This is a genomic window from Candidatus Villigracilis affinis (assembly GCF_016705895.1).
GTDB lineage: Bacteria > Chloroflexota > Anaerolineae > Anaerolineales > Villigracilaceae > Villigracilis > Villigracilis affinis.
This window is the reverse complement of the sequence record NZ_JADJKT010000033.1, coordinates 1-12,263: the sequence shown is the minus strand read 5'-3', so window position 1 is coordinate 12,263 and position 12,263 is coordinate 1. Positions and strand designations below refer to the sequence as shown.

The window sequence follows — 12,263 nt, the reverse complement described above, 5'->3', positions numbered from 1 at the left end:
TGTTTCCCAGAACTGGATCCACGTGGGCAGGATTGAAACCAATGCCGGAAACAATGCTCTCTTCCGGCGGAAGGGCTGCAAGAAAGATTCTCTCGGCGGCAATCGCCAAGTCGGTTCTCAGCATTCTTGCGCCTCACTTTTCCGGCATGCCGAAGCCGATAAAGGCGAAACCTCATCCGGGTCGAGCCGACCGATGAATGCAGTGGACACAAGACTCGTGAAGTGGGATTTTCATCAGGTCGGCAGGCGGGTGGGTGATGAGCGTCACGCCGACGCCACGCTTGAGTGCGCGCCTGCCGCATTCAATCCAGCAAGTCCGTGGGCGGACCGCTGCGCAACAGGCGCCAACCTTCATCGATGAAGATGTCCATTGTCGGCTGTTTGCCGGCCGTGACCGCATGATACAGAGACCATGCAAACACTGGGTACACGATGGCGCGGTTCTCTTCACGCAATGAGGACAGATCGAAGTTCCACCATTGGCCGGCCGGGAAATGAGGCGACAACAAAGCCTTGGGTCTATCGAAGAGACCTTCAAATAAAGTCCACCACGCATGAAGGACGTAACAACGCCAAAGGCATGGCGGCTTCGGGTACATTGATCGTTCCCAAAGTCTCCACGAATTCCGCAATAGACATCGCACCGGGTCTTCGATCCCAACGGCGTTTCACGGCTTCACGCAGGCAGGCTTGCACGCGGGATAAAAACGAATTCACCGGCAGGTGATGCGGTCAAGAAACGGACAGCCAGTAACAAATCTGCGGGTTCTCGCCTTGCAGGGGATGATTGAGGCAGGTTTCCGTGTCTTCAGGAATACCAGCCGGCACGACCCTGCCACCCTCGGCTTCACAGAGTTTATTATTCTCACCTTCAGGTCAATGGAGATGACCGGCCGTCCCTGCAACAACGCGCAACGTGATCAGCGCAAGAGGCTGGTCTTGCCCGCACCGGGTTCCCGAGATTAGGTTGTTGCATAGGCCGGTGGTGGTGGGACCGCGGATCCAGTCCCTTGGTGAAGGAGAAATGAATATCCCATCCATCCCGGGCGTGCAGTTCCGATCCAGACCGATCCTCCACGGGCATAACCTCTCTGGAAGGGGCAGGCACTTCAAAGCAGGGTCTCTTCGAGAAACGATGTCAACTCATCCAATCCAGGAAATAATTTTCCTCGGGCTTTAGATAATGCATGCAGCGCTTTCTGCGATATAGAAGAGTCTTTGTGCGGTAAGTCCTCGGCGATAGGTCGTCCGGTTCAGGCATGGACGGCATGATACAAAAACACGGGCGGGTGATCCGTCCGTGTCGCTAAGGTGTGAGGTTGGATTGTTTATCTAGCCTCATCCAGCATCGCAGGCGCAAGCCTGACACAGGTCGGTGCTAAAACTGGCGTTACTCCCCTCTCCGGCACATCGGCGGCGACGTATTCCGTGAAGTCACTGGGTGCAGACTGCACGCCCGCAGAAAACGATGTCCTCGCCGCCCATCGAGTTCGCTGAAGCGTTGTACGTTATCCTCGATCCCGGACCCTTCAACCGCAGCCGCATTCCTCATCGTAGTGAACCGTAATGCGGTCGCCGGTCAGGATGCCTCCCCAATAGGTTTGAGCGAGTAGATCGAAATAACCCGCACGACCGGTTTGTACTCCCCTGCGCGGTAAGGGTGTACCGTCCGGGTCCAACACCATTGGGATGTTCCAGGGGTGTTGAGTTCGGTCATGCCACAGGACGATGAAGACCTGATCGACACCGTAGAACTTTTTGACAACCTCCTTCCAATCCGAGATCTCTTTCGTCCTTTGAAACCACCGCCGGTCAAAGGACCGAGTTGGATGCAAAAGACCTGCTCCTGTCCGGCTGCCAACCCTTCCAGGGCAACATCCAGCAGATCCGTGGCAGGCCATCAGGAAGACCCGCCGACCGCGATACCTCGCGCACCATCTTGTCGAAGAAACTTTGGTGAGACCTGCCTTGCGCGCTTTGAGGTGACGATCTCGCCTTTGGTCTTGAAGATGGCTTGATCGTATCCATCACTGTCAGATCGCCATGTTCCTGGGCATGTTTCATGCGCATGGCCAGCGACATGAAATCCGCCGACATGGGTGCGTTGAACAGGCTGTGATACTCCGCCTCACTCCCTGCGAGCGTCGGACCGAAGTGAGTGATCAGGCGCATGGACGCCTGCCGCCCGCTGCGATAAGCAGGCCAGAAGACAGGCAGATGCAGATTGCGAATGCCCGGCATGAAGGCTTCCAGGAAGGTATAGGTGCCTTCGACCCAGGCTTCCTTTTCTGTTTGACTGCGCGGGAAGAAACTCAACTTGCCGCTCGTGCCGGTCGAATGAAAGACGAACATGCCGGCTTCATCAAGACGTGTAAGCCATTCATCAATGGTGTTCACGCCGCGCATGTCGAGCGTGGAAAGATCATGCGCCGTCAGTTTGTTCAACCAGCGTGTCAACTCGGTGAACAACTTGCGTTCGATGAAGGCAAAGGGATAGTTCTTGTAAACCTGATGGGTGAAGAGGATGGTCGCAAGAGTCTCGAAATCCGGAATGATCTTTACGCCCTGCTTTTCCGCCAATGCATCCAAAGCGGGGATGCGATCCTGCAACTGCCCAAATCGGGTTTGCGCCCAATGCAATTGCAAGTCATCCAATTCCGGTTTGGATAGCGAGAATAGGTTCTGGACGGGAAGGCGTGTCCAGGATTCGGGTGGACCCGAAAGAATGTGGTCAGACATGAAATGAATCTCCTAAAGAGTATGGTGTTTGAGGATCTGCCAGGCTTTGCGTAGATAGAAGCCAGGCAGTTCCCATTTGGATGGATAAGACTCATCCAGGATCCAGCGGCAGGCACGCCGCATGATCTCGGTTGAATTGAAGGGACCGCCGATGGAATAGTCCACGGTATGTCCGATGGAAATGAAACGACAAACGCCGCGTGCCACCAGGAGGTCACGCAAGGGCTTCTTGAGGGTTTCGGGGTAGATGCCGACGGTTTGCGTGGAAGGATGAATGCAATTCACGAGTTGGAGCGGATCATCAAAGGGGATGACCACCACAACTTTGTGCATGGGGAAGAAGTCGGGCAGTTCGCCGGTCTGACTGACCACCACAGCGCCCTCATTCCCTCCCGCCGACAACATAATGAAATCATCCCTGGGCGCGGGCAGCGATGATTCGTGTTGCAGGTCGGCTGGGAAATTCTTCGGGATGGTGCTCAGGCTGGATCCTGCTGCTGCATATGATCGTACAAGCGCCGCGCATATTCCATCGCCTGATCCGGAGATGCCTGCACAAAATGGAAACGCGATGAACCACAGGACTCCATGTTGAAGGAACCTGCATCCTTGGCAGTGAGTTTGGCAAGCGACCTTTTCGATCTCGCACGTCAAGATTGGAATGCTTCCGAACCTAAAATGGAAATGCTGAACTTCGGACCCAGGGCAATTACATCAATGCCGGAGGCTTGCAGGTTGCCGTGGTTGAGCGTCGAGTTGATCCCCGCCCAATGGCGCCACCCCAGGAGATGATCTTCTCCAGATAGCGCGGTTGGATCAGCTCGTGTTCGAAGTCCTGCAGTTCCTTTGACCAATACACGACCGAGAAATGTTTGGTGACGGGATGATTTGGATCGACATCCATCATCGCGCCAATGATGGCAGAGGCGGTGAGCGGATCGTTGGGCGTGACCTTGATGATGTTGTCTGATTTGATCAAGGCGGCGCGGGCGATGCTCAGGGCAGCCACGACCGGGACATTGCCGGAGATGAAATGCAGGGTGCGTGCGCCATAGGCGCGTCGTCTTGCGATCTTGTCCGCATAGGGCATCTCGACCCAGCCGTCCAGATACTTGGAGCCGATCTCATTCTCGACCATCGTGCGCAATGCCAGCTTCGAAAACACAACCGGGATCAGGTCATAACTGCCGCGCACGATGGACTCCGGCAGGGCGCTGAACGGCACGCTGAAACGACAAGCCTGTTCCATGCGGGCATGATTAAGGGTCATGGCTTTGCCGGCTTCGGCAAGAAAGTCGATGATCTCGCTGACACGCAGATTGGCAAAGTCGCGCTGGAGTTGCGTAGGGTCCGAAAGTACGATCTGACTAAGCAGTGCGCGTGGGTCAGGATAATGGAACTGATTCTTTCCGTCCTGACTTTGATACAACAGATCCTGCGCGGTAATTTCCTGCCCGCGCAGGATGAAGGGAATTGGGATGGGATGATCGGATGACATGCGCGGGATGATAGCGGGATGGGCTTGGGGGAGTATTCCGCATGTCGCTAATCAGTGGCAGGAACGTTTACAATTGCGCTGATGTACGTCCACCTCACAACTCACTCCGCCTTTTCTTTGCAGGAAGGCTTAATGACTCCCACTGATTTGGTGCAGGCTGCAAAAGCCTGTGGCATGTCAGCTTTGGGTCTGACCGATCACCATCTGCTCACCGGCACCATTGAATTTGTCAAAGCCTGCAAGGATGCTGGCATTCAACCAGTGATCGGGTTGGAGATCGATCTGGAACAGGGTTCGCTTCAATTATTAGCGACCAGCACCGAAGGCTGGTCCAATCTCTGCCGACTGAGTAGCACCCTGGCTCTGCGCGATCATCCTGATGCTCCCTGTTCGTTGGAGATGCTTTTTACCTATTCCAAGGACCTGATTGCCTTATGTGAAGTTCCGCAGGGATTACAAGATGGATTTGAAGATCGTTTGTATATCCCCTTGCGAAATGTATCCAGCGCTGGATCCCTATCTGCCCAGGCACGCAACCTTGGATTGCCGACCGTGGTCGCGCACCCGGTCTATTACCAGGCCCCGGAGCAAGCTCGATTACAAAAAACACTGGCAGCCATTCGACTCAATCAAACGGTTACCACTATTTCCCAGACAGCCCTTGCCCCGGCAGATGCCTGGTTCATGCCTTCACAGATCATTGAAGAACGCTTCAAGGAATTTCCCGAAGCTCTACAAGCCACAATCGAAATTGCCGATCGTTGTCGTTTTGATCTTCCGCTTGGCAATTCCCAGATGCCGGTCGTGCCCCTGCCAGAGGGCGTGACTGCCGCGCAACATTTACGCGATAAAGCCACAGTTGGAGCCATAGAAATCTATGGCGAGATCACACCACAGATCCAAACGCGCCTCGATCATGAACTCGAAGTAATCTCACGTATGGGCTTCGAGCCGATCTTCCTGATCGTCGAGGACATCCTGAACTTTGCGCGCGCAACGGGCGTGCCTTATTCATCGCGCGGTTCGGCAGCATCATCTCTGGTTGCTCATTGTCTCGGCATTACCAGTCCTGATCCCTTACGCCTCAATTTGTATTTTGAACGCTTCCTCAACCCTGCGCGTGTCACACCTCCGGATATCGACACAGACCTGTGTTCTCGTCGCGCGACTCGGTCATCCAGCATGTCTTCGATACCTATGGCGCCGACAAGGTGGCAATGGTGGGAACGATCAATCGCTACCGTCCGCGTTCTGCACTTGCGGATGTCGCCAAGGCATACGGATTGGAACCTGCGAAGGTACGTGAACTTGCCAATCAATTGCCGCATGCCTGGTGGGCACGCTTCGAAGAATCCGAGGAGGGTGAAGACCCACCCTCTCCATTTGCCGACCTGCGAACTGCTTATCCCGCTTATCAGTCCATCTTCGATGACTCCGAAGCCATCTTGAAACTGCCACGTCATCTTTCCATGCACCCCGGCGGTGTGATTGTCGCGCCGGGCGCATTGACAGATCTTGTGCCCATCATGAACTCGGGTGGCAAGGGTGTGGTCATTACGCAACTTGATCTCGATTCTGTGGAAGCCTTGGGATTGGTGAAGATCGATCTACTGGGTATTCGTGGATTGACTGTCGTCGGCGACGTGGCGGAGTTCGTGCAGCAAAGCCAACCCGAACAATACGCGACTCCTTTAGCTGTCCTGGACTCCACACCCTCCGTCGATGAAGCCACCTCCAATCGCATTGAGAAGGGCGAGACCATTGGCTGCTTCCAGATCGAAAGTCCGGGGATGCGTGGAACTTTGCGTGAGATCCATGCCCGCACCGAAGATGACATCATGGCGGCGTTGGCACTGTATCGTCCCGGTCCACTGACCGGTGGACTCAAGGATGCCTTTGTGAGGCGCTTCAAAGGAGAGGAACCGGTACGGCATCTTCATCCAGCGCTCGCGCCCTTATTGGATGAAACCTTTGGGGTGATCCTATATCAGGAACAGGTCTTGCGCATCGCTAATGAACTTGCAGGTTTCAGTCTGGCTGAAGCCGACCTCTTGCGGCGGGCGATGAGTCATTTCGATCCAGGCAAGAAGATGCAGGAGTTGGAAAGAAAATTCGTCAACGAAGCACAAGCCCGCAGCAGTATTCCCATCGAGACCGGTGAACGCATCTGGGAAATGATGGCGGCTTTTGCCGGCTATGGCTTCCCCAAAGCCCATGCCGCTTCGTATGCCAGGATCGGCTGGCGTTCCGCCTGGTGCAAGGAATATTTTCCGGCAGAGTTCATGGCGGCGGTGCTTGCCAATTGGGGCGGGTATTACAGCCAGCGTGTTTACTTGAGTGAAGCCAGACGTTTGGGGTTGAAGGTCCGTCCCCCGCATGTGAATTATTCCCGACATCAGTTCTCTGTGCAAAGGATGAGCAGCCCGGAAGATCGTGCGCTCTTCATGGGTCTTGGTCAGGTAAAGGAATTGACCCAACGTACGATCGGACGCATCATCCAATATGCACCATTCACCTCCCTGGATGATTTCCTTTCGCGTGTGGATCCACGCATGCAGGAAGCGGAACACCTGGCGAAGATCGGGGCATTGGATGGCTTTGGAAAAATTCCCGCCATTCTGAAGCGACTACAAACCGGCGGCTGGCAGAGCGATCAGATGAGTCTTTTTTCCTGGTCGGACACCAGTGATGAGGATTGGAACCTGCAACAAAAAGTGGATGCCCAATTGGAAATTCTCGGCGCCAGCCTGGAAGCCCATCCTCTTGAACTGGTGCAGGAGAAGATCAGCGGAGCAATTTCCTCCATTGATGCGGTGGGAAAGATCGGGCGGCGTGTGACCGTTGCCGGCGTGCGTCAGACCTCCCGCCGCAGTCGGACTGCGAAAGGGGACATGATGCTCTTCCTGACCATCGAAGACTTGCAAGGGACCTTGGATGTGATTCTATTCCCGGACGTGTATCGAATCGCAAAATCCTTTCTTGATTCAAATCCACCCCTGTTGATCACAGGGGTGATGGAGATGGACAAGGAACGTGGGGAACCTTATTTACGGGCAGAAAAGGTAGCTTCCATTTCCTAATTTGACATATAGTTTGTTTCTCATCATAAGACTCCGCTTGGTTGATCGGCATTTATTCAAAGACTTCAAAGGTATGTATCATTGCCCTCATAATGGGTAACCGCATTGGATCGGGGATGGCAAAGATGTTCACCCAGAAAAAAAGTCCAAGGCATAGAAAACTGCTTAGGATATACACAAGCGCTATGGACAGTCATCATCGTCAGGTAGTATCTTTGCTCCGCGCTTTGTTAGCTGCCTTTTGTCTTTCTCAATGTGTCTTCTAAAAGGGAAAGAGCCTGTTCTAACAAAGGCAGTGGAAGAAAACCAAACCCTAGCCGAAAGACTCTTTTTTGCTCACCAAACCATTCACCAGACGCAAGTTGTATTTGTGCATTGCCAGCATGAGAATAAAAATTATTAACTTCTGCGTCAGTGAATACATCTGGTCTTAAGCGAACACAGCATAACGCGCCAGCATTTGGACGTACCCATTCAATAAATTCTGTATTCCTTTGAATCCAGTTCTCGACAATCGTTACACCTTTTTGAAGTAATACTTTTCTTTCGCCAAGTATATTCTGGCTGTTTCTCAATATATGAAATCCAACCATTTCATCCAAAACAGAGCAAGAAATAACAGTATTCATCTTTGCCAGTGCTAATTGTTCAAGCAATTCACTATCATTGCAGGTCAACCATCCTAACCGAATTCCAGGTGCGCCATGACATTTTGATAAAGACGTTGTTGTAAGTATGCGCTCGGAAAACCCTGCCATAGAAAGTGCGGCTTGATTATCTCCATAAGTTGCTTCACGGTAAGTTTCATCAATCAAAACATAGGCTCTGGGGCTTTTTTGTTGGATAAGGTTGATAGCCGTTTCAATGGTCTTTTGTGCCGTTGAAGTTCCAGAAGGATTGTGCGGAGTGACAAAAACTACAAGTCTGGTGCGCTCTGACAGGACTGAAGATAGCCTTTCAATATTGAGTTCATATTTTTCATCAAAGGATAAAGGTATTGTTTTTTTAGTTGCCCCAAGTGCAGAAATAATATCCATCGTTGGGGGAAAATTAGGAGAAACAGTAACAATTTCATCACCCGCATTGCATAACGTGAATGCTGTTAGAAATATACTGCTCGATGCGCCATTCGTTGTCATCACTGTATTGGCTGGAATTGATAATCGATTCGCAATCTCGTTTCGCAAAGGCTCATACCCGCGAGATGTGCCGTAACCTAACTCAAGTTTATTGAGTTCTGAAAGAAATGCTTCATCGGCAATTTGTCCAAAAGTAAGGTTTGTTGCCGTACTTTCTGCAAGGTTGAATTTTAGATTGACATCTAAAAGCGAGATAATTTCATTAGGAGGAAACTTTGTCATGTTTACCTTTGTGTTTGGAGGTGGCGGCTAACGGTTTGCGACATCGTCCCCGAGCGGAGCGAGTGGGATACTTGCGGGTGGGCGGGCGTAGATAAAAATTCGAGAGCAGGATTCTGTTTGGGTGCAGGTAAAGCCCGAAAAAGCCGCAGAAGCGTCCCACCCGTCAAGTGCGCCTTGTTAGAGCGAACAGTCATGGAGAATTGAACACGATGCGCACTAATACCGACAAGCGATATAGCAACTGCTGTTGCGTGTCAGCGTCCACTCAGATCTGTGTGGACAATAGAGCTAGAGGGCAACCAGCTCGGCGAGCTTAGCCGCGACATTTGCCATCGTATCTTCTGCAGTACTCAGGCCGCTTCGCGAGCCGAGCAGGGGGCTAACGTCGCGGAGAGCCTCATACGTCGTGCCGTGCACAATGGGGACGAGCAGGTCACGCGCTAGGAGTGCCGATAGCTCTTTGTCGGCGATGCCCTCTCCACGGAGGCGGCTCAGCAGCGCAGGGGTCACCAGCACGATCCCGACTCGTGACTTCGCCAGTCCCCGGTCAATTTCGCGGAGCAACGGCGTGCCAAGGGCGACGTCCTTCTCGCTGAACCAGACCGAAACACCGCGTGACTCGAGCAGGTCGTGCAGGTCCTTGGCGGCCCCTGTCCGGTCGTCCCACGCATGGCACAAAAAGACGTCCCGAACGTCAGGCAGAGGCGCTCGCCTTTCGACGTTTTCGCGGACCGGCGTGAGTGCCCGCACCTCTGCAGTTGTGTACGCCACGGACGAACCGGCTCGCGACCATTTCGGCCTTGCGCTGCTGCCTGATCCGCCAACGCTGCTCCGCGACGGAGAATAAGACGGGGACGAGTACGACCCGTAGCCGCCATAACCGCGATAACCGCCACTGCCACCGCATGCAGGGCAGGCCGCTCGACCGCTCGCCGTGCGATGACCGTGTACTGGTGCTGTGCATCTTGCCATGTAGTAATTCTCCTATTTGTAATAACTCTTTCAAGTAGTGGTTTAAGCAACCGTTACGCTAAAACCGAAACATTCGGCTTTTTGCCCTCTGCGGGGTGTTATGCCGAATAGTTCGGTATAACATGCTTTGTACGGATAGGATAAATTATATGCCACACCTGCCAAAAGGTGTAACAAAGCGACAGATCAGAACCGCCCTCAAACCAATGAAAAAACTCTCGGATCAATCCTGAGAAGCGATCTAAATCAAATACACCCATGTTCTTCAAAATGGAGCTAATGCTGTCAACCCCCTTCTGAATTAAATGGACAATCCTTGGAACATACTACACACACTATGCCCTGTATTCTAAATTTGGATTCAATACCCAGCGGGTCAAACTTTCGATAGCAGTCTGATCCAGGTACCGAATCCGTAACCCAAAGCCGGCACATAATCCATTCAATCCTTCCCACCAGGCAATTCCCTCATCACCGGGCAATACAAATTCGAATACAGTGCGACGTACAAAGGGAAGCGGGTATTCCTGCACGGCAAGGGATAAGCCTTGGTGCAAAATATCCAAGCCCTCTGTAGATGGCGTGTTCCATCGTTGAACCTGTTTCTGGAACTCCAACCTCGGTTCCGGGTCGGGCCAGAACAATTGCAGTACCCGTAGCGTCCAACCTGGTTGCATCGAGGAGAGAATGGATTTGTATGCCTCCTGTGGTCGCACATCGGGACGATCCGGATCGGCGTACACTTCGGCAAATAAGCGGCGCGTATCATCCTCACCCATCAAAGCCGGATGATTGCCGACCTGTATAAAGCCTTTTGCCAATACAAAGGTTCTCGTCGAACCAATGGTCTGCTCTGCCATTACAACCCCTGCCTTGAAAATAGACTCAGGGATATTCAGATCGTTCGCCCGAAAGCCCGGTCGCATGGGACGGTTGCCTGTTGGCGTCAACCCTTTACCGGCTTCGTGCTTGAATAACGGGGAAAACGAAGGACGTGCCGCGGTGCGTTCCACGATGGTGGACACTTCCACGATCTCGCGCACGATCTGTCCATGCTGAGGATTGCGTTCGATATATACGGCTGCGGTGATAGCTTCCGCAAAAGACTGTGCGATCTGGATCTCAGACATGCGCGCTGCATCCGGATGAGCCTGCACCACTTGCAAAAAGCGTGGCCAAACATGTTCAGCGCTGGTGGCATGGATGGTAAAAGCAGAATGTCCATGTCCGGTCGCGGCAGCACGGATCAATTCCCAAGCTTCGGCGCCACGTGCTTCGCCAATGACGACTCCATGCGGACGCGAACGCAACGCGGAACGGATCAGGTCATACATGGTGACCGGTGGCGGACCGCCACGGATCTCGGGACGGGTCACGGTGTAGATGATGTTGCCTGTATCTGCCTTGCCATCTCCATTCCAGCCGTTCAGGACGATCTCGTTGCTATCTTCCACGATAAACAAACGGATCGCACCACGCGGATAGTAGTCCAACATCTCCTGCAAAATGCGCTGCCCCACAAAGGTCTTTCCCGAACCGGTCGTGCCCGCGATGACCAATGTGCCGCCATGCACCATGACACTCAACAAATAATTCGCGGCTTCCGGTGTGAGAATGCCATTGCCACGCGGAAAGTCTTTCGGATCGAATTTGGGACGCGGGACAGGTGGGAGTCTGTTTTGACAAAGCAATGCAAGGCTCCCTTGAGTCAGGTCCAAAGCCGTACGGTAGTTGGAAACACGCAGGGTGATCGTATCTCCATAGGGCGAGGCCGGCGGCATAACGTAATTGATACGCACACCTTTCCTCCGCACGGTTCCATCGACGAGCGGAACCATGACCTGCAACATCGCATCTGCAATCGGGTAATCGGGAGTCGGCGCACGTTGTCCAGCGCGGTCGATCATGACTCTCAGCGCATCGCCAATCCCATCCGGTGCAGGACCGGCATGTTCCCAGCCATTACTGGTGGTGTACACATAAATGTGTCCCAGGTTGATGGCGATGTCTTCGATATCCGAACGGGCGATCAGTTCCAGTAAAGGACCCATCCCGGAGAGTTCACCGATCAGGCGCAGGATGTATTCCTTGGGTAAAGAGACGCCTGCATCCACCGCACGAACACTTATTTCTTCAAAGACCTGACGGGCCAGAGCTTCGATCTCCGTGGAGGTCATGCTTTTTTGCAGAGACTCAATCGCTTTCTTTGCCCGTCCTTCCTCAGCAAGAATATTCCACCAGCGTTCCATCTCATCCGAGGAGCGCGCTTCCGAAACAGGCTTCAATGTTTTACCGGCAATATCAAACATCGTCTAGCCCTTCCCGAACCAGCTACGTTTTTTCGTCGGGCTGGGAAGCAATCCAATCCGTGAAGCGCCTTCACGAACAGCGGGCACAAAATGGGAGGCGAAGCCCAGTAATGAATCGGCGAACGGTCCGAGCTCCTCCAACTTCTCCTTCTTGTAGCGCCAGATTAGGATGTCCTCCCGTCGATCCGAATTCACGGCTTGGGCTGCCAGGCGTGGATCGACAATCGGAATGATGCCGTTCGGATCAATGCCAATTCGATCTTGTCTTCAGTCAATGCCTGTTGCAACATCTTATGCGCCGCCT

At 53.2% G+C, this 12,263-nt stretch carries 10 protein-coding genes and 1 pseudogene; 3 read left to right on the top strand and 8 right to left on the bottom strand.

The window, feature by feature from the left end; genetic code table 11:
- The first annotated feature begins 193 nt into the window (after positions 1-193).
- Positions 194-361, top strand: coding sequence for a hypothetical protein (locus IPI86_RS14920; RefSeq protein ID WP_345298802.1), 168 nt, complete (start codon positions 194-196; stop codon positions 359-361).
- Positions 362-534: 173 nt separating this feature from the next.
- On the opposite strand, the gene IPI86_RS14915 is transcribed toward IPI86_RS14920, so the two are convergent.
- The 5 genes from IPI86_RS14915 to IPI86_RS14895 form a co-directional block, all read right to left on the bottom strand.
- Positions 535-717, bottom strand: coding sequence for a hypothetical protein (locus IPI86_RS14915; protein ID WP_345298801.1), 183 nt, complete (start codon positions 715-717; stop codon positions 535-537).
- A gap of 812 nt (positions 718-1,529) precedes the next feature.
- Positions 1,530-1,835, bottom strand: coding sequence for a hypothetical protein (locus IPI86_RS14910; protein WP_345298800.1), 306 nt, complete (start codon positions 1,833-1,835; stop codon positions 1,530-1,532).
- Positions 1,813-2,739 (bottom strand): hypothetical protein, encoded by a 927-nt coding sequence (locus tag IPI86_RS14905; protein ID WP_345298799.1) that lies wholly within the window; start codon positions 2,737-2,739, stop codon positions 1,813-1,815. The genes IPI86_RS14910 and IPI86_RS14905 overlap by 23 nt, the downstream gene beginning before the upstream one ends.
- A gap of 12 nt (positions 2,740-2,751) precedes the next feature.
- Positions 2,752-3,393, bottom strand: coding sequence for an acyl-CoA reductase (locus IPI86_RS14900; RefSeq protein WP_345298798.1), 642 nt, complete (start codon positions 3,391-3,393; stop codon positions 2,752-2,754).
- Positions 3,394-3,448: 55 nt separating this feature from the next.
- A complete protein-coding gene (locus IPI86_RS14895) occupies positions 3,449-4,237 on the bottom strand; it encodes an acyl-CoA reductase (RefSeq protein WP_345298797.1) in 789 nt (262 codons plus the stop codon).
- 81 nt (positions 4,238-4,318) lie between these two features.
- On the opposite strand from IPI86_RS14895, the pseudogene IPI86_RS14890 reads away from it, so the two are divergent.
- Both IPI86_RS14890 and IPI86_RS14885 read left to right on the top strand, forming a co-directional pair.
- Positions 4,319-5,344, top strand: a pseudogene (locus IPI86_RS14890) (PHP domain-containing protein); the annotation flags it as partial.
- A gap of 44 nt (positions 5,345-5,388) precedes the next feature.
- Positions 5,389-7,317: a hypothetical protein gene (locus tag IPI86_RS14885; RefSeq protein WP_345298796.1), complete on the top strand. Its 1,929-nt coding sequence runs from the start codon at positions 5,389-5,391 to the stop codon at positions 7,315-7,317.
- 230 nt (positions 7,318-7,547) lie between these two features.
- On the opposite strand, the gene IPI86_RS14880 is transcribed toward IPI86_RS14885, so the two are convergent.
- From IPI86_RS14880 to IPI86_RS14870, 3 genes are all read right to left on the bottom strand, one after another.
- Positions 7,548-8,678 carry a pyridoxal phosphate-dependent aminotransferase gene (locus IPI86_RS14880; RefSeq protein WP_345298795.1) on the bottom strand — a complete coding sequence of 377 codons (1,131 nt, stop codon included), beginning with the start codon at positions 8,676-8,678 and terminating at the stop codon, positions 7,548-7,550.
- 288 nt (positions 8,679-8,966) lie between these two features.
- A complete protein-coding gene (locus IPI86_RS14875) occupies positions 8,967-9,650 on the bottom strand; it encodes a toll/interleukin-1 receptor domain-containing protein (protein WP_345298794.1) in 684 nt (227 codons plus the stop codon).
- Between the two features lie 335 nt (positions 9,651-9,985).
- Positions 9,986-11,959: an ATPase, T2SS/T4P/T4SS family gene (locus tag IPI86_RS14870; protein WP_345298793.1), complete on the bottom strand. Its 1,974-nt coding sequence runs from the start codon at positions 11,957-11,959 to the stop codon at positions 9,986-9,988.
- Positions 11,960-12,263: the final 304 nt, after the last annotated feature.

Bases quoted from the DNA above. Each gene is read 5' to 3' on its own strand.
- IPI86_RS14920 (WP_345298802.1), top strand. From the start codon at position 194: ATGAATGCAGTGGACACAAGACTCGTGAAGTGGGATTTTCATCAGGTC.
- IPI86_RS14905 (WP_345298799.1), bottom strand. From the start codon at position 2,739: ATGTCTGACCACATTCTTTCGGGTCCACCCGAATCCTGGACACGCCTT.
- IPI86_RS14895 (WP_345298797.1), bottom strand. From the start codon at position 4,237: ATGTCATCCGATCATCCCATCCCAATTCCCTTCATCCTGCGCGGGCAG.
- IPI86_RS14880 (WP_345298795.1), bottom strand. From the start codon at position 8,678: ATGACAAAGTTTCCTCCTAATGAAATTATCTCGCTTTTAGATGTCAAT.
- IPI86_RS14875 (WP_345298794.1), bottom strand. From the start codon at position 9,650: ATGGCAAGATGCACAGCACCAGTACACGGTCATCGCACGGCGAGCGGT.
- IPI86_RS14870 (WP_345298793.1), bottom strand. From the start codon at position 11,959: ATGTTTGATATTGCCGGTAAAACATTGAAGCCTGTTTCGGAAGCGCGC.